Origin of the sequence: Prauserella marina, assembly GCF_002240355.1 — a bacterium.
In the GTDB taxonomy this organism is placed as follows: Bacteria; Actinomycetota; Actinomycetes; order Mycobacteriales; family Pseudonocardiaceae; genus Prauserella_A; species Prauserella_A marina.
The window spans coordinates 6163854-6184974 of the sequence record NZ_CP016353.1; the positions used below are offsets into that span (position 1 = coordinate 6163854).

Consider the following 21121-nt stretch of genomic DNA (forward strand, 5'->3'; position numbering starts at 1 on the left):
AGGTGGATCCTCGCGAGGACAGCGACGACGTGGTCGGAATACATGCGGAGACGATCCCGCAGCGAGGAGCCACCTCAGGTTCCGCCACCCGCACCGCCACCCAAACCACTTCCGAAACAGTCCCTACGCGGGGGTCAGCGCTTCAGCGGGGTGAAGTCCCGGGCTCCGATGAAGGCGGGCCGGGGCTCAGCCGCCGCGAACGGCTCGACCAGGGCGTTCTCGACGCTGTTGAACACGAGGAAGATGTTCGACCTCGGGTAGGGCGTGATGTTGCTGCCCGACCCGTGCATGATGTTGGAATCGAAGAACAGCGCGGACCCCGCAGGTCCGGTGAACTGTTCGATCCCGCACTCGGCGGCGAGCTTCGTGATGTCGTTCTCGCTCGGCACCCCGAGCTTCTGCTCCCTCAGCGAAGCCTTGTAGTGGTTGTCCGGAGTCTCGCCGACGCACTGCACGAACGTGCGCTGCGAACCCGGCATGACCATCAGGCCGCCGTTGAACGCGTAGTTGTCGGTCAAGGCGATCGAGCAGCTCACGGCTCTCGGGCGGGGCATCCCGTCTTCGGCATGCCACGTCTCGAAGTCGGAGTGCCAGTAGAAACCCGCACCTTTGAAGCCGGGCATGTAGTTGACCCTGCTCTGGTGGAGGTAGACATCCGAGCCGAGGACCTGGCTCGCCCTGTCCAGGATGCGAGGATCGCGCGCAAGCTCGCCGATCAACTCGCTGATCTTGTGTACTTCGAAGACGGACCGGACACTGCCCGATGCTCGCTCGGTGATCACGCGCTCGTCGGTTTTGAGTTCCTCATCCGACGAGAGCCGTACGAGCTCCTGCCAATACCCCTGAATTTCGGCGGGGGACAGCAGTCCTTCGATGATCGAGTACCCCTTGGTCTCGTGCGCCGCCAGTTCGGCCGCGTCGAACGGGCCGTCCTGCTCACCGCCCCACACCGTCGGTTCCGCCCTGTCGAGAAGCATCGCTTCACCGGCGACACGGGTCGGATAGCTGTCCTCAATCCGGCTCTCTGTGAGAGTCACTTTTACTCGCCTCCTACGAGCCACTCTTTTGTTTGTCGTATCCCTTCCTGTGGGAAAACGGGGCCGGGCTGGCGTGCCCGGCCCCGTTCAATTCACGAAGCCGCGGGCTCTTCGTCCTCGACGACCAAGGGGTATACCCCGTTCTCGTCGTGAACCTCGCGTCCGGTGACCGGCGGGTTGAACACACACACGGTCCGCATGTCGGTTCGCGGGCGAACCTGGTGCTTGTCGTGGTTGTTCAGCAGATACAGCGAACCGGGCTTGAGCTCGTGCGTCTCACCGGTCGCCTTGTCGATGATCTCGCCTTCACCTTCGACGATGAAAACCGCCTCGATGTGGTTGGCGTACCAAAAGTCGTTGACGGTACCCGCGTACAGCGTGGTCTCGTGCACCGAGAAGCCGACCCGCTCTTTGGCGAGAATGATTCGCTTACTGCGCCAGTTGGGCGTCTTGATGTCGGCTTCCGTGTCGGTGATCTCGTCGAGACTGCGGACGATCAAAGCTGGTTTCCCTTCTGCTTTTGTGTGTGTTGCGAATGGACTCAGTGGGAGAGTACGGCCTTGACCGATTCGGAGATGATCTCCAGTCCTTGATCGACTTCGGCTTCCGTCGTCGTCAGCGAGGGAAGCAGCTTGACGACCTCTCCGTCGGGTCCCGACGTCTCCATCAACAGGCCACGATCGAAAGCAGCCGCACACACCTTGCCCGCGACCTCGCCGCTGGTGAACTCCAGTCCCCTCGCCAGTCCCCTGCCCTTGGCGACCAGCTCTGCGGAGGGATACGTCTCGACGAGCTCCTTGAAGACGCTCCCGACGCGCTCGCCCTTGGCCTTCGTCGACTTCTCCAGCGCGTCGTCGCTCCAGTAGGTACGCAGCGCTTCCGCGGCGGTCACGAACGCGGGGCTGATCCCGCGGAAGGTGCCGTTGTGCTCGCCGGGCGACCACACGTCGAGCTCGGGCTTGATCAGCGTGATCGCCATCGGAAGGCCATAGCCACTGATCGACTTCGAAAGGCAGATCATGTCCGGCTCGATGCCGGCTTCCTCGAAGCTGAAGAACGGCCCCGTCCTCCCACAGCCCATCTGGACGTCGTCGAGAATGAGCAGGATGCCGTGCCGCTTGCACAGCTCGGAAAGGCCCTGCAACCACTCCAGCCTCGCCGCGTTGATGCCGCCCTCACCCTGAACGGTCTCCACGATGACCGCGGCAGGCTCGTTCAGACCGCTTCCCGAGTCCTCAAGCAATCGCTCGAAGTACAGGAAGTCGGGGTAGGCGCCGTCGAAGTAGCGGTCGTACGGCATCGGGGTCGCGTGCACGAGCGGAATACCGGCGCCGCCCCGCTTCATCGAGTTCCCGGTCACCGAGAGCGCGCCGAGGGTCATGCCGTGGAACGCGTTGGTGAAGTTGATGACCGACTCCCTGCCGGTCACCTTGCGAGCGAGCTTGAGCGCCGCCTCGACCGCGTTCGCGCCACCGGGGCCAGGGAAAATGACCTTGTATTCCATGGAGCGCGGCTTGAGAATCGTCTCGCTGAGCGCTTCGAGGAAATCGCGCTTCGCGACGGTGTACATGTCGAGCGCGTGAGTGACGCCGTCACGGGAAATGTAATCGATCAGCGCCTTTTTCAGCACCGGATTGTTGTGGCCATAGTTGAGCGCACCGGCACCGGCGAAGAAGTCAAGGTAACCTTTACCGTCTTCCGAGTAGAGCCAACTGCCTTGCGCTCGATCGAACACCACGGGCCAGCCTCGGCTGTAGCTCCGCACTTCCGATTCGAGCGTTTCGAAGATGCTCACCTTGCTCCGTCTCCTGCTTTATAGGGCGAATTGTCGCTCATCGCGTTGGAACTTATCGCGCTGACTATCAGGCACGCTTGAGTGGACCGATATGAAATAGGTCTTCCCGCTCATGCGTATCCGGAAAATCGTCGGCCGCAAGTAGCGGCGAGCGTTCCAACGTGGCTTCCCAGCGCTTGGCGAATGACTCGAACAACCGGATCGAAGCCTCGTTGTCGGGCGTGATCGTCGTGTCGAGGTACCGCACTCCCTCGTCCGCGAGGCGCGCGAAAAGGGCATCGAGCATCTTGCCCGCGAGCCCTCGTCCTCGCTGACTGTCATCGACGGCGACCTGCCATACCAGCGCCGCGTCGGCGACAGCGGGCCTGCGGTAGCCGATGACGAAGCCCACAGTTTTTCCGTCGACTCTCGCGACAACCGAGGTGTCCGCGAAATCAAGACACCACAGCACGTAAGCGTAAGACGAGTTGAGATCCAGCTTTTTCGAATCACGTGCTATTCGCCATAGCGCGGCGCCGTCTGCTTTTGAAGGCGATTCGATCACGACGTGACCAGCAGAGCCAGCACCATCCGCCGATTGATTATCGCCGTTGGCACGCATTGAGTGCTTTCCGGACATATTCAAGCAACGTAACAGAGTGCGTTACTCGATTCAGCCCAGCGCCGTCACAGCATGGCGACCTACCTGCAATGACTCAGAAACACCTGTGAGAATGCCGACAGAAAGGTACCGATCATGCCCTGACCTGTGATAATGAAGCGCAGAACAGATCGCCGCTGACTAATCCAGCGCCCGCTTGCACGTTAGTGGCAGCGGACTTCATACGCGAGAGGGCAGTCGGACGAACACTGTGTGTCAGCGTCCGTTTGGTGAGGATTTCACTGAATGTTTCCGCGTTGCCATCACACCTCGGCACGATCGTCGGGTCACATTGACGAACACTGGGAGTCGAAGTGGGTCAACGTTCGCGCGCCCTTGGCAGGGTGGCGGCAACTGTAACACTCGTCACGGCGTCCGTCGCGGGGGTGATCGTCGGAACGACCGCGCTCGGCCGCGGTACTCCCGAGGCCGTCGAAGCAACCGAAGCCGCACGGCAACCGAACCGGGGCCACGCCATCGTCACCGCGCACAGAGGCTCACCAGGTCTGGCGCCGGAGGAGACCGTCGCGAGTTACCGGCAGGCACTGTCGGAAGGCGCCGATGTCCTCGAAGGAGACGTCCAGCTCACGGCTGACGGCGAACTGGTCCTCGTTCACGACGACACTCTGGAACGTACGACCGACGTCGAAACCGTCTTTCCCGAACGCGCACCGTGGCGAGTCGGCCAGTTCACCCTCGCCGAGCTCAAACGACTCGACGCCGGATCGTGGTTCCACCCCAGGTTCGCCGGAGAACGCGTTCCCACCGTCGCCGAACTGCTGCGGACCAACAGGGGAAAGGTAGGGCTCACCCTTGAGCTGAAGGCGCCGGAGAACAGCGAGGGCGTCGCGACGAAACTCGCGAGGGAACTGAAGGCGGCCGGACTCGCCGACGGTGCCGTGCTGCGTTCCGGCGCCTACCGCGTCATGGTGCACTCGCGCGACGAGGGAGCGCTCAAGGAATTCCACCGGACCGCGCCCAAGGTGCAGCTCGCGGTGTTGACCGGGGGCAGGATGCTCGACGACGCCGAGCTCGACCGGCTGGCGGACTGGACGATCGGGGTCTTCGCGCATCCGAGGGTCACCGGCGCCGCCGACGTCGAAAGGGCACACTCGCGTGGCCTGCGCGTGATCAGTGACCCCGTCGACAGTCCATCCCAGATCGAGATGGCCTCCCTACAGGGCTACGACTGGATCGTGACGAACTTCCCCTCGACCGCACGAAGGGTCACCGAGGGCAAGAAGCCCTTCCCCCACGCGAACGGCATCGTCGTGGACCACGTGTTCCCCAATCCGAGCGGTGACGACGTGCAGCCGGAAACCGGCGAGCACGTGACCCTGCGCAACGCCACCCGCAAGCCGATCGACGTCAGCGGCTACCACCTTCGCGACCAGGCGACGAATCTGCTGCGCATCGGTGAGGGATACGTGCTGAGGCCAGGCAGCCTGCTGCGGGTGTACGTCGGGCCGGGAACCAACACCGGCGACGCCTACTACAACGGGTTGACGACGGGATTCCTCAACAACACCGGCGGCGACACCGTTTCCGTGTACGACCCGCGGCACAAGCTGCTCGACAGCTTCTCCTACATCGTGCCCTGAGACGCCTGATGGTGGGACCGGCACCGGTCCCACCACTCACGGAAGTGCCTCAAGCCGGTCCATGTTCTCCTCGCCCCACTCACCGAGCGGAGCGAGTGCGGTGATGAGCGAGCGACCGAAGTCGGTCAGCGAATACTCCACCTTCGGCGGCACCTGATGATGGACCTCGCGGTGCACCAGGCCGCTTGCCTCCAGCTCCCGGAGTTGCAGGATCAGCACCCGCTCGCTGATCCCGGACACCGTCCGGCGCAACTCCCCGAATCGCAGCGGTCCTTCGCCGAGCCAGAAGAGGATCAGCCCCTTCCACTTGCCTCCCATGACGTCGATCGCGGCGTCGAGCCCGCAGGTGTAGCTCCGCTTCTTCATCGCGCTCCCTGACAAAAATGTAAGTACCCGACAAAATTGTCGGTACTTGCAGAAAAGTTTGCTCCCTCGCAGGCTGAAAAGGCAACCGACGATCTCCCGCTTTCGAACAGGGGCAAACGTATGACCGGGCAACACCCCGTGACGGTGATCGGACTCGGCTCGATGGGCACGGCACTCGCCGAGGCATTCGTCGATGCCGGACACCCGACCACCGTCTGGAACAGAACCGCCGCGAAGGCCGCGCCGCTGGTGGCCAGAGGCGCTCTTCACGCGCGCACGATGAACAAGGCGATCACGGCGAGCCCGCTGGTCATCACCTGCCTGACCTCGTACGAGGACACCATCGACGCCATGGGGCCCGCGGCTGCCGCGCTCGAAGGGCGCGCGCTGGTGGCGCTCAACAGCGGCTCACCGGCCGCGGCGAGGAACATGGCCGAATGGGCGCACGGACACGGCGCGCGCTACCTCGACGGGGCGGTCAAGAACGTGCCATCCGCGGTTGGCGCCAAAGACACCCTGCTCTACTACGGCGGCGACGAGAGTGTCTTCACCGAGTTCGAATCGACGCTGCGAGTGCTCGGTGGCGACACCGTCCACCTCGGCGCGGAGGTGGACCTCGCCGCGCTGTACGAGATGGCGGTGGGAAGCACGCTGCTACCAGCGCTCGTCGGCTTCTTCCAGGGTGCCGCCGCCATGCAAGCCCGCGGCCTCACGGCGGCTTCGATGGTCAGGTACAGCGCGAAGTGGTTCGAGATGATCAGTGCGATCCTTCCCGGATTCGCCGAGGAGATCGACAGCGGTGACTACGGCAAAGCCGCCTCCTCCGTGAACCTCTTCCACTCCTCCATCGCCCAGGACGAGGAGTTCGCGAAGGAGGCAAATCTCGACACGGCCTGGCACAAGCCTTTTCACGACCTCCTCGAACGCGCCGTCGAAGCAGGTCACGGCAACCACAGCATCTCCGCGTTGACGGAAGTTCTCAAAAGCCGGACGGCCTAGCGCTTCCGAAAATTCACCTTGACATCAAGTGAAGTCGATGTTCGAAGGTGGGTGTCATGAGCACCGACATCGAAACGCAGTCCACCCAAGGCGACATCGCGGCGATCAAAAAGGTCGTAGCCATCGCCGAGCACGCACAGAACAACGAGCTCCCCGACGAGTTCCTCAGCCTGTTCAGGCACGACGCGATCTGGACAACAGGCGGGGGCAAACGACTTTACGGCCTCGACGCGATCGCGACCTTCACCCGCCAGGTGCTTCCCGGCGGGGCAGTCCGCTGTGGGTGATGGCGAAAGAAGAGGGGCGATGGCTGCTCACGGCCTGCCAGAACATCGGCGTGCTCGACGACACGGACGACTGATCTCCCGCCGACTCGGCCCACCGATGAGTTCGACCGGTGCCGGACGTATGAGTTGATACTCGTACCGAAGGATTGGAGCACCATGTCCCCGCTCGCCGTCACCCTCCCCATCGCCGACCGCCATCGCGCGATGGACTTCTACCGCGACGTTCTCGGCTTCGACCCGATCGGGGAGCCTGCCGAGGACGGCGTTCCCGAGCCATTGAGTTTTCGGCTCGGGGAGGGCGTCGAACTGACGCTCATTCCGACGGGAGGCTTCGGCTGGGTGCTCGGCGAGCGCGAAGTCGCGGAGCGCGGGGTCAGTGAATGCCTGTTCACCATGACGGTCGCTGACGAGGCCGAGGTCGTCGAGGTCATCGAGCGGGTGCGGCAAGCGGGTGGCGAAGTTCTCGGTGAGCCTGCCTCGCGGCCGTGGGGCTACGAGGCCACGTGCACCGACCTCGACGGCCATGTGTGGCAGGTGCTCGCCGCCCCCGCGACGTGAACGGTCAACTGCCTGCGTAGGCGGCTTTGGTCCGCTCGGCGGCGGCTTCGGCGACGGCAGGGTCGGTACCGGCGACGACGTCGGCCTCGCACCAGCTGTCGCCTGCCTCCAGCATGAACCGGCGACCTCCTTCCGTGGCCGCCCACTCCTCTTCCGGTTCGACCTCGCTTCCGGAAAGGTGAACGGCCAGCCGAAGGAGGCTGATGTCCCAACCGATACCGGCCGCGCCAGGACCGTACTGCTCCCAATGCTCGGTCTCGGGAGCGATGTGCACGAGGTCGAACCGGGTCCGGCCTTCGGACTCGGTGGTCAGGGCGACATCGATCCAGCTCGTGCCGTCGTATTCCCACGTCGCGGAGAACCCGTTCGGCGGATCGCACCGCTCGACCGTGCCGCTGGCGTTGCCTTCGAGGTGATAGCGACCGCCAAGCCGGAGTTCACCCGTCACGGGGAGAAACCAGCGGCGAAGGCGGGCGGGGTCGGTACACGCTTCCCACAGGTCGTCGATGTCCGTGTCGTACACCCTGCTGATCGAGAGCACCCGGCCCAGTCCGTCGGCGAGTGGGCGCGTACCAACCGCGCGGCGGACGACTTCGGCGTTGTCGGGCTTGTCAGTCATGGGGGTCACTCCTGCCTTGCTTGGCTTCCGTGGTGTCGCGCCGTCGCCGTTTTCCTCTCGCGACCTCGGTGGCGAGTGCGTCGAGGTGTTGGTTCCAGAACCTGCGGAACTGGTTCAGCCACAGGTCGGCCTCTTGCAGGGATGCGGTGTCGACCGCATACAAACGACGGGTTCCTTGTGCACGCACGGTCGTGAAACCGTTGTCCCGCAACACTCTCAAGTGTTGCGACACTCCCGACTGGGAGATTCCGAATTCCTGTCTCACGATAGCGGTGATCGCACCCGAGGTCTGCTCGCCGTCGGCGAGCAGTTCCAGTATCCGGCGGCGCACCGGGTCACCGAGAACGTCGAACGCGTGCACCATCTCATTCTTGCCGCCTTGACTTATATAAGTCAAGACGGCAAGAAGGGGTTCGTCTCTTTGGGCTCCGTACACCGCGCCGGGGAACGCCCTGACGTGACGCGAATACTCGTGCGATGCTTGGACCATGGCCAAGAACCTCCACCTGACCGGCGATGCCGACGCCGACAAACTGCTGAGCGACGACCCGTTCGCCCTGCTCACCGGAATGCTGCTCGATCAGCAGGTCGCCATGGAGGTGGCCTTCGCCGGCCCGAAGAAGATCGCCGACCGGATGGGCGGTTTCAGCGTCACCAGGATCGCCGAGTCCGATCTCGACAGCTTCGTGGAGTTGTGCGTCGAGAAACCTGCCATCCATCGGTACGGCGGTTCGATGGGCAAGCGGGTCCACGCGCTGGCCCAGTACATCGTCGACAACTACGGCGGCAAAACAGAAGCGATCTGGCAGGAAGGCAAGCCCGACGGCAAGGAGGTCCTCAAGAGACTGAAAGCCTTGCCCGGCTACGGCGACCAGAAAGCACGGATCTTCCTCGCGTTACTCGGTAAGCAGCGCGGAGTCAGTCCGGACGGCTGGCGCGAGGCCGCCGGTGCCTACGGCGAGGACGGCTCCCGGCGTTCGATCGCCGACGTGACCGGCCCCGAATCGCTCGCCGAGGTCCGCGCGTTCAAGAAGGCGGCCAAAGCGGCGGCGAAGTAGCCCCGCACGTATCAGCGCCCCAGGACTGTCCGCCCCGCCCGCTACCCTCGCGCCACGAACACAAGTCCGCGCGACATCGAGGGGAATCACCATGGGGCAACTGGTCGTCGTCAACTTCGTCAGCCTCGACGGGGTGATCCAGGCACCACTGTCGTCTGACGAGGACAGGGACGGCGGTTTCTCCCATGGCGGCTGGGTCACCCCCTACAGCGACGCCACGGTCGCCGAGTACATGCGCACAACGACGACCAACGCCGAGGGCCTGCTGCTGGGCAGGCGTTCCTACGACATCCTCACCGAAGCCTGGTCAGGAGCCGACGAGAGCGAAAAGGCCGTCGAGGCTATGAACCGCATGCCGAAATACGTGGTCACCCGCTCTCACCGCGCCCTCGCCTGGAACAACTCGTTCCGCCTCGATGACGACCTGCCCTCCGCCGTCAACGGCCTCAAACGACGACTCGACGGGGAACTCGTCAGCTTCGGCTCCGGCACCCTCATCCGGGCTTTGGCCGAACACGACCTCATCGACGAGTACCGGCTCCTGCTGTTCCCCGTCACGCTCGGATCCGGCAAGCGCATGTTCGGCGAGGCCGGGCAACCCTCACGATTCACCCTGACGGGCACCACGACCACTCCCAGTGGCGTGGTGATCCTCAGTTACGCGAACTCCGCCTGACGAGCCACACCTCCGCCGCGGGTCAGCGCAACACGATGCCCCTGATGAACTCCGCCTGCCCGGCATGCTGGAGATCGTCGCCGATCACGCTGATCAGCCGGACTCCCAATGTGACGGGCGGGTCCCAGTACTCGTCCACGATCAGATCGAGGTCGGCGTCGTCGAGCCCGCTCACGTAGTCGACGGTCTGCCGGAACACCGCATCGTGGTAACCGCTGAGCAGCTTCGGCGAATCGACCTTCACTGCGGCGACCTGATCGCTCGTGTGCCCATACCCGGTGTCCTCGACAGGCAGGTCGAGCGCGAACCGATCGGCCCAGCCCTTCGCCGTCCAGACCTGCTCCAGTCCCGCGACGTCGGCGATGTGGTCGTCCTGCACTCTGCTGAGGTGCCAGACGAGCCATGCGATCGAGTTGGCTTCCTCGTCGATCCGATAGCTCAACGCGTCCGCGTCCAAGCCGTCGACCGCCCCGTTGACGCTCTCCGCGATCCGCCCGAAGGCGTCCGTCAACAACTCCACACTTCCCATCCGCCAATTGTGTTTCATCTCGGCGCCCGCTGCCGGACACTCCGACAATGACACCGGCCCAGTTCCCAATTCAGGCCGGAAAGTGACCGCTGTGCCGCATACCGTCGCGGAGCACGGAAAGGAGTCATGTCCATGGATTACCGAATCGAGCTCATCGGCATCCCTGTGTCCGATGTGGACAAAGCAAAGGCGTTCTACGCCGACCAGGTCGGCTTTCACGTCGACCACGACCACCAAGTGAACGAAAACCTGCGGTTCGTGCAGCTCACCCCGCCGGGCTCGGCCTGCTCGATCTGCTTCGGGACCGGCATCGTCGACGACCTGCCTGTCGGCTCGGTCAAGAGCGTGACCCTCGTTGTCGACGACGCCGACGCGGCACACGACGAGCTGGCAAGCAGGGGCGTTGCGGTCACTCCGGTCGACGACCAGCCGTGGGGAAGGTTCGTGTTCTTCTCCGACCCCGACGGCAACACCTTCGCATTGCAGCAACTGCCGTCGAGGTAGCCCGCGTCAGGAAGCCGCGGCGGGGCGCTGGAAACACGCGAGAAAGCTCTCCGCCATCGCCCGCTCGCCTTCGAGTGACACCGTGCGACGGCGCAACGCCCCGCCGAGACGTCTGCCTCCGAAGGCGAGTGAGCGCAGCGTCGCGACGTCGGTGTCGATGACGACGTCGGGCGAAGCCGTCATCGACACCGGCAAACGGGATATCGTCAACTCCCCTTCGGCCACATCGGCAACGAACCGATCACCGTCGACCCGCAGCTCGCAGGTCATCGCCTGCGCGTCGCGCGGGGAGAACGTCGTGCGCAGGGCGAGCATGAGGGCATCGGCGCTCAGTTCCGTCGCCTCGTCGAGCGGTACCCGGCTACCCCAGCCGGCGAGAGCGAACAGGACCGGCTCCAGCTCACGACCACGCTCGGTCAGTTCGTAGCCTGCGACCCTCGCGGGAGGGCCGAGCCTGCGGTGAACGACGATGCCGTTCTCGGTCAACTCGCGAAGCCGGTGGGACAACACGTTCTGGCTCGCGTTCGGCAACCCTGCTCGCAGATCGGTGAACCGCTTCGGGCCGAGCAACAGTTCGCGCACGATCAACAATGTCCAGCGCTCACCGAGGACATCCAGCGCACGCGCGACGCCGCACGCGTCGCCGTAGTGACGTTTCCCTGACACGATGACAGCATAACCGGACCAGATACTTTACTTTTGGAACCAAGTGGTACTAATTTAGGACCAATCTAGGAGGTTCCCGATGCAAGCCAACGACCACGACGCGGCCATGCGCCTTCCGCAGGGCGACGTCGGCCTCTTGCGGACCGAGGTCGCCGCGAAACTGCTCGATTCGAAAGAACTCGCCAGGGTCGCCTACGTGGCCAAGGACGGCACGCCGAGAGTCGTTCCCATGCTGTTCCACTGGACGGGGACCGAACTGGTGCTGCCCACCTTCGCTGGGGCACACAAAATCGGTGCCATCACGGCGAAGCCGGACATCGCGGTCACCATCGACATCAACGCGATGCCACCCGAGGTGCTGTTGCTTCGTGGTGCCGCGACGGTCACCGAGGTCGAAGGAATACTCGACGAGTACGCGCTGGCACAGCGGCGCTACTACGGCGAGGAACAGGCGGAGGCGGCAATCGCGCAGGTGAACCAGCCCGGCGTCGCGATGGCCCGGATCGCCCTTCGGCCCACCTGGGTTGGCGTGCTCGACTTTCGGCAACGGCTGCCAGGAGTCTTGGCGGGTGGATCATGAATGCCACGTTCGTGCTCATCCACGGAGCCGGTTCCGACTCGTGGTACTGGCACGCCGTCACACCACTACTGCGCGCCGAAGGCCACGACGTCATCACTCCCGACCTGCCTTGTGACGACGACAGGGCCGGGCTCGACGAGTACACGGACACCGTCGTCGCGGCCATCGGTGAACGGAGGGACAACCTCGTGCTCGTCGCGCAGTCCATGGCTGGTTTCACCGCGCCGATGGTGTGCGAACGTCTCCCGGTCCAACTGCTGATCCTCGTCGCGGCGATGACACCGAAAGCAGGCGAAACACCTGGCGCGTGGTGGGAAGCGACAGGCCAGCCCGCCGCGCAACGCGAACTCGACGTAATACAGGGCCGCGATCCCGACGCGGAGCCCGACCTCGAATCCCTCTTCATGCACGACATTCCCGAGGACGTGAAGGCTGAAGCACTCACGAGGGACAAGGACCAATCGGGAACGCCGTTCGAGAAACCGTGGCCGCTTGCCGCGTGGCCCGGCGTACCTACGAGGTTCCTGCTGTGTGCCGACGACCGGCTGTTTCCCGCGGCTTTCCAGCGAAGGGTGGTCGCGGAGCGACTGGGGATCGTTCCGGACGAAATGCCGGGTGGGCATCTTCCCGCGCTCTCCCGTCCCCGCGAACTCGCCACGAGACTGCTCGACTACTGGCGGCTGCGGTCCTAGGTCAGATGTAGAACGACCTGGACCTGTAGCTCGCCGCAGAGCGCGCCAAGCAGGGCGCCGGTCAGGATGAGGATCCACTCGTCCTGCTGAAAAGCGGGGCGCAACAGGCCCTCGAACTCGTCGACGTCGAGTTCCTTCATTTTGGCCACGAGCGTGTTGCGGATGTCCATGGCGTCTTCGGCGTAATCCTCGACGTAGCTCATGGTCTCCGGCAGCCGCGCCATGATCAGCTCGGATATCCGCAGCTTCATCTCCTGATAGCGCCTGCTGCCGACGGCCATGACGACGAGCGGCTTCGCGAAGCTCGCTTGCTTCGCGAGTTCGTCGTCGACCTGCCGCTGAATGAGGCCGACCACCTTGTCGGACAACGGGCCACGCAACACCGCCTCGATGACGTTGTGCGGGGTGATGATCTCCTTGGCGATGAGCGCGGCGTAGGCAGCCGAGACCTCTTGCCTTCGCTTGAGGAAAAGTCCCTGCCACTCGAACAACCCGAGGTATCGCACGGGGCGCTTCGGATAGAAGATCATCTTCAGCGCGAGCCAGTCGGTGAACCAGCCGATGAACAGCCCGAACAACGGCATGATGATGGGGACCTTGAACAGCAGCCAGACGATGAGCTGGACGATTCCGATCAGGCCGCCGAACACGAGTCCGGACCGGGCGATGAACCGGAACTCCTCACGGCCCGCTTCGCGGAAGATGCGGTTCAGGAGCGCCTTGTCCTTGACGAGGCTCGTGACCACCATGTCCTTGAGATCGAAGACCGATTCGACGTCGCCTTTGATGGCGGTCAACACTCCGGCAACCATGCGCGGCGTCTCGGCCTGCACTCTGCTGATCACCAGCCGCTGAACGCGGTTGGGCAGCGATTCCCACAGTCCCGGCTGGTACTCGGCCGCGATCGCCCTGACGATCTCGTCGGTCGCTTCGAGCAGCGGTTTCTCGATCTCCGCCGCGATGCGGGCCGGATCGAGTCGCTCGACCACGTCCTTCGGCTTGATGAGCTGTTCGGTCATCGTGTCGCACGCGATGCTCGCCATCCGCGCGGCACGCTTCGGCACGATGCCCTGCCAGCCGAGGACCCGCTTGCGCCGAACCTTGAGCCCTACGTACTCCAGTGGCTGGAACATCATGCGGATGGCGACGAGCTTGGTGACATAACCGATGAGCGCGGCGACGACGGGAATGGAGCAATACACCGGCCAGTGCCGCGCGAAGTCGTCCGCGATCGCGACGAGGTAGTCGCCCATGCCTCACCCGTCCCCGTTCGAGTGACCCATGATCACACGGGCAGCGCAGGCGACGCACCTGCTTGCCAGGGCATTCTCCTTGCTAGCGCAAGGCTTCCTCACCGGACCGCGTCGGATCGCAGGCCCGCCAGAAGCTCACCCCGAGAGCGGATATCCGCACCGTGTGCCTGACGAACTTGGCCCGCTTGACCATCCGTTCCGCGGCCCGCACGGTCTCGTCGGTCAACAGGATCTCGTACTGAGTGCTCAGTGCCGGTGCTTCCTCGTCGATATCGACGAGGCCGAAACCGACGAGCCGGGACACGTAGGCCGGAACGTGATCGAGCAGCGAGACCCCGGCTGCCTTGCCGACCGTCGAGGCGTTGCGCAGCAACAGCCTCCCGCTCGCGCCCAGCCCGGTGCGCTCGACGACGTCGACGGCGGGGAACGGCGAACCGTCCGAAAGGGCCGAGAGGATGCGGGCTTCGTCGGGAGTGAGTTGTCGCAGGACGACGGCGTACAGGTAGTCCCTCGATCGCGCGCTGTCCAAGTTGGTGGAACGGTTGAGCAGCTCGGCCATCGCCGCTCTCAGCGGCTCCGGCGGGGCGATGACGGCCACCGTCCGCGCGGGACGCTGCTCGCCCGAGGTGTGCCGCGCGACGGTCGGAGCCTTGTTCAACGTCGCGAGGTAGGGATCACCCGCGGCTTCAAGACGTCTGCGCAGCTCACCGAGGGCCTTGCGTTCGAGCTCCCGCAGACCACGCTCGGCGGCATCGGCTCCTGGCAAACGTTTGCCAACCGAATAGCCGGCGCGAGCGGCCCAGCCCGCGACCTTCCCCGCCCGCTGTACGACATCCTCCGGCTTCACGCCACGATGCTACTTCGGACCGTCACGTAGAGCGTCCGGCAACCATCGCGTACCGGCCGCGCGGTGCCCATCACCGCTCGCACGGAGGGCGATTCCCGGACGCACTCTCAGGACCGTCGTCCTTGCTTTCGAGGAAGCCCCAGTTGCGCAGCGCGCCCCGGATGAAGTCGGCTCCGATCCGGTTCGCCTGGTCCGCGTTGCCGACGACCCGGTCCGGGGTGTCCTGACCTGCGGCCCGGTCGTGATCTCGATGTTCGACCTGTTCGCCGCCGTCGTCGCAGTGGTCTCGACCGTTGTCCCGCCGTTCGATCACGCGTTCGCGCTCCGCCTCCGGGTACCGCCACTCGCCTCCGCATCCGTTGGGACATGGCATCTCGATCGTCCGCAACACACCAGAGGGTTGCGGCTGCTGCCAGGACAGCGTTCCGGAGCCACGACAGAGCGGGCAGCTACTTGGGGACCTGCCCGAGTCCTCCGCAGTTGCCACACGGATCCTTCCGGTTGGGGCCCAGCCCGGAGCCGTGACACCGCGGGCAATCAACCATGTCGCCGAAGTTCATCGTGCACCGTCCCTCGCTCAACTGTTGAATGCTGAATCAGCATAGATCGAGAAAAGGAAGGAGCATCAACGCGCTCATTATCGGCTGAGCCGTTTGCCGCAGCATTCCGGCAATCGAGTACGAATTTCCGTACTCCAACCCGACGCAATTAGCCGGAAGGTACGTCATAACGGCGGCGACAGCAGAAGGATTGTCCGCCCCGCCGCGGGCCGCGACCCGCGCAACCCCCGCCAACCTGCTGAGCAACCTCCAGCGCGCCACCGGCTCGCCGCCAGGGCGCAGCGGCCGCTTCAAGGCCACCCGTGCTCATATCCTGATTATTCCAGGACTTGACAGAGGCGGGGTAGCTCCGGCTTTTCAACCCGAACGTCCCGTTCGGGCTGAAGGCCAGCCCGCCCCCAGTCCAACCAGGACAGCCGCGCTCACCTGCGGCAAGACCACTTTCTCCGCCGCCGATGATGCTTACACACCGACGCACTCACGGCAAAGAACATACGAATGGTGGTTTTTCCCGCGAGTGGGAAGCGACACGATGAGCCAACCCGGCCCGAAAATACCAAGAGCAACATAAATCAGAAGTTGATCACTCGATTGTCGCAATCATCGGCCCGTGCCCATTACCCAGGGGCAGCGAAAGTGCTCGGCTGAGTATCCCGAAACCGCACCGGACTCGCTCAACCCAGCCAGCTCTTCGCGGCCACCAGCCCCGCACGGGTGATCTGGTGACCTCCCTCGTGCCAGTCCTCCGTCACATCCGCCGAACGCTGCCGCAGCATTGAGACGAGGTTCCTGCTCGAAGCCGCCGGGGCCATCGGATCCCTCGTCCCGTTCGAGAGGAAAACGCGTGTCGCGCTCAGATCGAAGGTCGGCGGGTCGGGCACCGGCGACATCGCGGCGAAGAGCATCGCCTCCTTGAGCGCGTCAGGCCGCAGCAACGTCACCGCCGCCGCGATGTTCGCGCCGTTCGAGAACCCGGCGGCGACCAACCTTCGCCCTGCGAATCCGTACTCCTCACCGGCGGCAAGCACGAAATCGGCGAGCTGCCCGGCCCTCACGACGACGTCATCGGTGTCGAAAACGCCTTCGGCGAGCCGTCGGAACCACCGTGCGGCACCGTTCTCGGACACCGGGCCCGCTGGTGCGAGCATCGGCGACGACGGACTCAGTTCCCTGCCGAGCGCGAGAATGTCGTCGGGGCCGCTTCCGGTGCCGTGCAACAACAACAGCACCGGTGCGTCCTCATCGCCTTCGACGAACCGGTGATCGAGCGAGAGCGTTGTCATGCGCCGGCCGGGTTGTTCTCGGAGGGAAGGTCCAGTTTGGGCAGCGCGGCCTCGATCTGCTCCCGGTTCGGTTCCAGCCATGGCGGCAGTTTCAGCGCCTTACCGAGTTCGAGCAGTGGCTCGTCGATCGAGAATCCTGGCTGGTCGGTCGCGATCTCAAGCAGCGTTCCGCCGGGCTCTCGGAAGTAGATGGAACGGAAGTACTGACGGTCCATAATGGACGTTACCGAGACTCCTCGGTCGACCAGTTCGGAGCGCCAGTCGACCTGCGTCTGCTCGTCAGGGGCCCGCCAAGCGACATGGTGGACGGTTCCGGCAGCGACGAGCCCGCGCGGAGCGTCGGGCGTGACGAGCACGTCCACCATCGCGCCGGGGCCACCCTCTCCCGCGTTGAACCGGAACCTGTTGCCGTCCTCCTCGGCGAACGAAAGGCCCAGGTCTTCAGTGAGCGTGCCGACCGTCGCGTCCTCGCGCGACACGGAAAGGGTCACCGAGTGCAACCCCCTGACGGCATGCTCACCAGGCACGAGCGGCGTGTCCCACGGGTCGCGCGGATCGCCCTGCGGATGCGCGACGAGCGCGAGCACGAGTCCGTCGGGGTCACGAAACGTCAGCGTCTCCTCGTTGTCCCTCGTGACGACGTCGCTTGCCTCGACGCCCTGGGCGGCGAGGTGATCGCGCCACCAGCCAAGGGAACGCTCCGGCACGGAAAACGCCGTCGTCGTGGCCTGTCCGGTACCGATCCTGCCGCTCGGCGCGTCCTTCCACGGGAAGAAGGTGAGCAACGTACCCGGCCTGCCGGACTCGTCGCCGTAGTAGAGGTGATAGGTGCCGGGGTCGTCGAAATTGACCGTGGTCTTGACGAGCCGCAGCCCGAGCGTTCGCACGTAGAAGTCCGCGTTGCGCTGCGGATCTCCGCCGATCGCCGTGACGTGATGCAGCCCGCTTGTCCGGAACGACATGGCCTTCTCCTTCGGCTCGTGTTCCCACGCTAGCCGGTAAATCTCTCGCTCGCAAGATATATTCCAGAGAGATGTTGAGGTATGCTGGTCGAGTGCCGAACGAACCCGATGACGACGAGATCATCACCTGGTGGGGCTTGGTGATCGAAGGCTACGTAGCCACACAGGACCGCCTGATGGGCGAGATCGCCGAACGGTTCGGTCTCGCGCCTGCCTCCTTCGACATCCTGCTCCGGCTCGTCCGCTCCCCGGAGCATCGGATGCCCATGACCCGGCTGGCAAGGGAGGCGGCACTGTCCAGCGGAGGTTTCACCAAGGTGGCTGACCGGCTCGCGGCGGCGGACCTCATCGTCCGGCTCCCGAGCGAGGCGGACCGGCGCGTCACCTACGCCTGCCTCACCGACCACGGTCGCGACGTCGCCGAGCAGGCGAGGAAGGCGGGGGCGGACATCCTGCGCCGCGCGGTGCTGCGCCCACTGGGTCCCACCGGTTCCCAGTCGCTGGCCGAAGCCATGCGCACGCTGCGCGAGGTCAACGGCGAAGCCTGACGGATCCCGCCGAGCCGGTCGCGGGGCGGGCCGGGCGGAGCGGCGAGATCCGCACTCAGGCGCGCGAGATCCGCAGCCGTGCCCGCAAGATCCGCGTTCACGCGCGCGAGATCCGCGTCGGCGCCCACGGGATCCGCGATCGGACGTCAAGCTCGGCCATCGACCATCGGCCAGCGACCCGCGCCCCACGACCAGCGGCCAGGGCGCTCTCGCCGGGGCGTGACCCGCCAGATGACCTCGGCCGCCGCCAAACATCAGCCCGCGCCACGCGAACGCGGATCTCGCGCACCCGGGCGCGGACCTCACCGTCCTGGGTGCGGATCTCACCGTCCTGGGCGCGGACCTCACCGTCCCGAACGCAGAACTCGCCGGTCTGAGTGCGGGACTCGCGCGCCCCGGCTGCGGCTGCGGTCAGGGGCTCGGGGCCAGGGCTTCGGCCCGCTCGCCGACGGCTACCGCCGACCACACCACGAACGCCCACACCGCCACCGCCGCCGCGACATCGAGATAAATCGTCGCGAACCAGAACGGCGGGATGTCGACAGGTCCGACAAGGAAATGCCCCAGCGACACCAGACCCGACACCGAGTACAACAACAAGAGCCCACGCGCGGCCCAATATCGACGCCGGGTGTAGGCCACGTACCCCGCGATTCCCGCCGCGGTGAACAGGAACCAGCCGCCGGCGACCAGAATCTGCGCCGCACCGAGACTCAGCCACTCGATCCGCGGATACTCCGCGATCGCGAACGTGTTGTGCGTGTAGTGCAGGCCCGTCGCCAACAAGCTGAACCCGAGAACCACCCTCAGCGCGGTCAGTCCCTTGGCATGCGCGTCGGCCATGACAAACGCCCCCAAACCAGATCGCTGGATCGTTCCTCATGGCAGGGTAGCCATCACCTGTGCTCGGGTACCAGCTTTGGCTCCAGTGCGACTTCCGGCAATGTCTTGTCGAGCCATCGCGGCAACCACCAAGCCCGCTCACCGAGCAACTTCATCACGGCGGGCACGATCAGGCAGCGAATCACGAACGCGTCGAGCAACACGGCGACCGCGAGCCCGAGCCCGAACTGTTGCAACATCCGGTCGCTGCTCAACACGAAAGCCCCGAACACGACGATCATGATGGCCGCGGCGGCCGTGATGACCCCGCCCGTGGTCGCGAGTCCTTCCCGCACGGCCAACGTCGCGTTGCCGGTTCGCCGCCATTCCTCGTGCATCCGCGAGACGAGGAACACCTCGTAGTCCATGGAAAGCCCGAAGACGATCGCGAAAATCATCACCGGAACGAATGCCTCGATGGGGCCGGGTTGCGCACCGAACAGTCCCTGTCCGAACACCAGCGTGACGACACCGAGGCTGGCTCCGATGCTCAGCAGGTTCAGTACGGCCGCCTTGAGCGGGATGAGCAACGACCGGAACACAGCGGCGAGCAGCAGCGCGGAAAGTCCGACCACGACGATGATGAACAACGGAAGCCGGTCGCTCACCGCTTGCGCGAAGTCGGCCGCCGCCGCGACGGAACCGCCGACGAGATAGGTACCACCGGTCTGTTCGGCAAGGCCGGGAAGTACGTCGCCGCGCAACGTGTCGAGCAACGCGTGCGTTTCCTCCGACTGCGGCGCCGTTTCGGGGTAGACGAGAATCGTGCTGACCGCACCCGAGGGGAAAACGGGAGAAACCTCGGCAACCCCTTCGGTTCCGGTGAGCGCGGCACGCAGGCCGGAACCGTCCCCTTCGGACACTACGACGAGCGGGCCGTTGAAACCCTCGCCGAAACCTTCCGTCGTGAGATCGTAAGCCTGCCTGCTCGTCGAGCTTTCCGCCTCGGTTCCGGCATCGGCGAACCCGAGTCGCATGTCAAGCGCCGGCAACGACAGCGCGCCCAACGCGGCGAGCGCGACCACCAAGGGAACGACCGGCCTGCGCTGCACGGCGGCACCGAGGCTGCGCCAGCGGTGCTCGCCATTGCCGCGCAGCGCCCTCTTGCGAACCGTTTTCTCCACCCTGGCACCGAAAACCGCGAGCAAAGCGGGAAGCAGTGTCACGGACGCGATCATGGTCACCAGAACGGTGAGTGCCACCGCGAAGGCAACGCCTCGCAACGAACCGAGCCCCAGCACGAGCAATCCCAGCAGCGCGATGATGACGGTACACCCCGCGAACAGCACGGACCGCCCAGCGGTGTCGAGCGCGATTCTCGCCGCCCTGTCCCGGTCCGCGCCTGCCAGCAGTTCACTTCGGAACCGCGCGAACACGAGCAGCGCGTAGTCGATACCGACGCCGAGCCCGACAAGCATCATCAACGGCGGGGTGTAGGAGGGTACGTCGACGACGTGCGAGACGAGACCGATGATGCCGATCGTGCTGCCGACGGCGAGCAACGCCATCCCGATGGGGACGGCGGCCGCGAGCAGCGAACCGAACATGAACACGAGGATCACCAGCGCTGCGAGCAGGCCGGCGCCCTCAGCGGCACCTCCCCCACCTTCCTGTGCCTCCCTCGCCGCGTCGCCACCGAGGCCGACCCGCAGTCCGGACCCTTCCGCGGCTTCGCCCTTGTCGATGAGGCCGCGCACGTCGTCGGCCGAAGCGCCCGGCGTGAGCGTGATCGTCGCCATGCCGATGGCACCGTCATCGGAAACGGCATCAGGAGCGTCGAACCCGGCAATCGAGGCGACACCAGGCATCGTGCGCATTTCGGCAAGCAGGGCATCGAGCCGGTCTCGGGACTGCCCGATGCCGTTGTCCGTGCCGACGAGCAGCGACACGGTTTCGGCTTGTTCGGCTGCGGCCCCTTGCCTGGCCAGCACATCACTCACCTGTTGCGACTCGGTGCCGGGAAGCGAATGGTCGTCCCGGTAGTCGGCGCCGAGCAGTTGCGAACCCGCGGTGACCGCGACGAGTACGGCGATCCACATACCGATGGCGAGCCAGCGTCTGCGTTGCGCGAACGCGGCGAGCTTGTGCGGCACCCCGCGAGGGGCCACTGTGGGCGACTGTGTGTGCATACCCGCAGCCTGCGGCTTCGGTGGCCGTCGGCGCGTCCGGCCACGGGCAA

The 21121-nt window shown here is 65.1% G+C and carries 26 protein-coding genes; 10 read left to right on the forward strand and 16 right to left on the reverse strand.

The features are described 5' to 3' along the window. Positions 1–134: 134 nt before the first annotated feature. The 4 genes from thpD to ectA form a co-directional block, all read right to left on the reverse strand. Positions 135–1037, reverse strand: coding sequence for an ectoine hydroxylase (thpD, locus tag BAY61_RS28530; RefSeq protein WP_091803218.1), 903 nt, complete (start codon positions 1035–1037; stop codon positions 135–137). A gap of 92 nt (positions 1038–1129) precedes the next feature. Next, positions 1130–1537 carry an ectoine synthase gene (locus BAY61_RS28535; protein ID WP_091803215.1) on the reverse strand — a complete coding sequence of 136 codons (408 nt, stop codon included), beginning with the start codon at positions 1535–1537 and terminating at the stop codon, positions 1130–1132. 41 nt (positions 1538–1578) lie between these two features. Further along, entirely contained in the window at positions 1579–2832 is a 1254-nt protein-coding gene (gene ectB, locus BAY61_RS28540) for a diaminobutyrate--2-oxoglutarate transaminase (protein ID WP_091803213.1), read from the reverse strand. Positions 2833–2899: 67 nt separating this feature from the next. Then, positions 2900–3451 (reverse strand): diaminobutyrate acetyltransferase, encoded by a 552-nt coding sequence (gene ectA, locus BAY61_RS28545; protein ID WP_091803210.1) that lies wholly within the window; start codon positions 3449–3451, stop codon positions 2900–2902. 365 nt (positions 3452–3816) lie between these two features. Between ectA and BAY61_RS28550 the strand changes: the two genes are divergently transcribed. Next, on the forward strand, positions 3817–5073 hold the full coding sequence (locus tag BAY61_RS28550) for a glycerophosphodiester phosphodiesterase family protein (RefSeq protein WP_143021366.1): 1257 nt from the start codon (positions 3817–3819) through the stop codon (positions 5071–5073). 36 nt (positions 5074–5109) lie between these two features. Here the strand turns inward: BAY61_RS28550 and BAY61_RS28555 are convergent, their stop codons facing one another. Beyond that, positions 5110–5439 (reverse strand): winged helix-turn-helix transcriptional regulator, encoded by a 330-nt coding sequence (locus tag BAY61_RS28555; protein ID WP_091803204.1) that lies wholly within the window; start codon positions 5437–5439, stop codon positions 5110–5112. A gap of 120 nt (positions 5440–5559) precedes the next feature. Here BAY61_RS28555 and BAY61_RS28560 point away from each other — a divergent pair, with 120 nt between their 5' ends. The 3 genes from BAY61_RS28560 to BAY61_RS28570 all read left to right on the forward strand — a co-directional run bounded on the left by BAY61_RS28560 (position 5560) and on the right by BAY61_RS28570 (position 7283). After that, the gene (locus BAY61_RS28560) at positions 5560–6438 is read left to right on the forward strand and encodes an NAD(P)-dependent oxidoreductase (RefSeq protein WP_091803201.1); all 879 of its coding nucleotides are present in this window, start codon (positions 5560–5562) and stop codon (positions 6436–6438) included. Positions 6439–6494: 56 nt separating this feature from the next. After that, positions 6495–6725 carry an SgcJ/EcaC family oxidoreductase gene (locus BAY61_RS28565; RefSeq protein ID WP_211323553.1) on the forward strand — a complete coding sequence of 77 codons (231 nt, stop codon included), beginning with the start codon at positions 6495–6497 and terminating at the stop codon, positions 6723–6725. Between the two features lie 156 nt (positions 6726–6881). Next, positions 6882–7283, forward strand: a complete 402-nt coding sequence (locus BAY61_RS28570) for a VOC family protein (protein ID WP_091803198.1) — start codon at positions 6882–6884, stop codon at positions 7281–7283. 4 nt (positions 7284–7287) lie between these two features. Here BAY61_RS28570 and BAY61_RS28575 read toward each other — a convergent pair whose 3' ends face one another. Further along, positions 7288–7902, reverse strand: coding sequence for an SRPBCC family protein (locus BAY61_RS28575; RefSeq protein WP_091803196.1), 615 nt, complete (start codon positions 7900–7902; stop codon positions 7288–7290). Then, a complete protein-coding gene (locus BAY61_RS28580) occupies positions 7895–8263 on the reverse strand; it encodes an ArsR/SmtB family transcription factor (protein WP_091803896.1) in 369 nt (122 codons plus the stop codon). The genes BAY61_RS28575 and BAY61_RS28580 overlap by 8 nt, the downstream gene beginning before the upstream one ends. Positions 8264–8390: 127 nt before the next feature. Between BAY61_RS28580 and BAY61_RS28585 the strand changes: the two genes are divergently transcribed. Together BAY61_RS28585 and BAY61_RS28590 are read left to right on the forward strand one after the other, a co-directional pair. Further along, positions 8391–8960, forward strand: a complete 570-nt coding sequence (locus BAY61_RS28585; protein WP_091803193.1) for an HhH-GPD-type base excision DNA repair protein — start codon at positions 8391–8393, stop codon at positions 8958–8960. A 91-nt stretch (positions 8961–9051) separates the two neighbouring features. After that, positions 9052–9636, forward strand: a complete 585-nt coding sequence (locus tag BAY61_RS28590; RefSeq protein ID WP_091803190.1) for a dihydrofolate reductase family protein — start codon at positions 9052–9054, stop codon at positions 9634–9636. A gap of 22 nt (positions 9637–9658) precedes the next feature. On the opposite strand, the gene BAY61_RS28595 is transcribed toward BAY61_RS28590, so the two are convergent. Further along, positions 9659–10165 carry a mycothiol transferase gene (locus BAY61_RS28595; RefSeq protein WP_091803188.1) on the reverse strand — a complete coding sequence of 169 codons (507 nt, stop codon included), beginning with the start codon at positions 10163–10165 and terminating at the stop codon, positions 9659–9661. 132 nt (positions 10166–10297) lie between these two features. Between BAY61_RS28595 and BAY61_RS28600 the strand changes: the two genes are divergently transcribed. Next, complete coding sequence (locus BAY61_RS28600) at positions 10298–10669, forward strand: glyoxalase superfamily protein (protein WP_091803185.1); 372 nt, start codon at positions 10298–10300, stop codon at positions 10667–10669. Between the two features lie 6 nt (positions 10670–10675). Here the strand turns inward: BAY61_RS28600 and BAY61_RS28605 are convergent, their stop codons facing one another. Next, entirely contained in the window at positions 10676–11335 is a 660-nt protein-coding gene (locus tag BAY61_RS28605; RefSeq protein ID WP_091803182.1) for a winged helix-turn-helix transcriptional regulator, read from the reverse strand. Positions 11336–11414: 79 nt separating this feature from the next. Between BAY61_RS28605 and BAY61_RS28610 the strand changes: the two genes are divergently transcribed. Both BAY61_RS28610 and BAY61_RS28615 read left to right on the forward strand, forming a co-directional pair. After that, the gene (locus BAY61_RS28610) at positions 11415–11915 is read left to right on the forward strand and encodes a pyridoxamine 5'-phosphate oxidase family protein (protein ID WP_245865510.1); all 501 of its coding nucleotides are present in this window, start codon (positions 11415–11417) and stop codon (positions 11913–11915) included. Next, on the forward strand, positions 11912–12607 hold the full coding sequence (locus tag BAY61_RS28615) for an alpha/beta fold hydrolase (RefSeq protein ID WP_091803179.1): 696 nt from the start codon (positions 11912–11914) through the stop codon (positions 12605–12607). Before BAY61_RS28610 ends, BAY61_RS28615 begins: the two co-directional genes overlap by 4 nt. Here BAY61_RS28615 and BAY61_RS28620 read toward each other — a convergent pair. From BAY61_RS28620 to BAY61_RS28645, 5 genes are all read right to left on the reverse strand, one after another. Next, the gene (locus tag BAY61_RS28620) at positions 12604–13860 is read right to left on the reverse strand and encodes a DUF445 domain-containing protein (RefSeq protein WP_091803176.1); all 1257 of its coding nucleotides are present in this window, start codon (positions 13858–13860) and stop codon (positions 12604–12606) included. The genes BAY61_RS28615 and BAY61_RS28620 overlap by 4 nt on opposite strands. Positions 13861–13942: 82 nt before the next feature. Next, positions 13943–14707 (reverse strand): Abi-alpha family protein, encoded by a 765-nt coding sequence (locus tag BAY61_RS28625; RefSeq protein ID WP_091803173.1) that lies wholly within the window; start codon positions 14705–14707, stop codon positions 13943–13945. Positions 14708–14777: 70 nt separating this feature from the next. Beyond that, a complete protein-coding gene (locus BAY61_RS33975; protein ID WP_338061465.1) occupies positions 14778–15020 on the reverse strand; it encodes a hypothetical protein in 243 nt (80 codons plus the stop codon). Positions 15021–15941: 921 nt separating this feature from the next. Continuing rightward, entirely contained in the window at positions 15942–16550 is a 609-nt protein-coding gene (locus BAY61_RS28640; protein WP_091803164.1) for an alpha/beta hydrolase, read from the reverse strand. Further along, positions 16547–17512: a ring-cleaving dioxygenase gene (locus tag BAY61_RS28645; RefSeq protein WP_091803162.1), complete on the reverse strand. Its 966-nt coding sequence runs from the start codon at positions 17510–17512 to the stop codon at positions 16547–16549. Before BAY61_RS28645 ends, BAY61_RS28640 begins: the two co-directional genes overlap by 4 nt. Positions 17513–17604: 92 nt before the next feature. On the opposite strand from BAY61_RS28645, the gene BAY61_RS28650 reads away from it, so the two are divergent. Continuing rightward, entirely contained in the window at positions 17605–18060 is a 456-nt protein-coding gene (locus tag BAY61_RS28650) for a MarR family winged helix-turn-helix transcriptional regulator (RefSeq protein ID WP_245865513.1), read from the forward strand. Positions 18061–18471: 411 nt separating this feature from the next. Here BAY61_RS28650 and BAY61_RS28655 read toward each other — a convergent pair whose 3' ends face one another. Beyond that, positions 18472–18903, reverse strand: a complete 432-nt coding sequence (locus tag BAY61_RS28655) for a hypothetical protein (protein ID WP_091803156.1) — start codon at positions 18901–18903, stop codon at positions 18472–18474. A gap of 53 nt (positions 18904–18956) precedes the next feature. Then, a complete protein-coding gene (locus BAY61_RS28660) occupies positions 18957–21071 on the reverse strand; it encodes an MMPL family transporter (protein WP_091803153.1) in 2115 nt (704 codons plus the stop codon). Positions 21072–21121 lie beyond the last annotated feature (50 nt).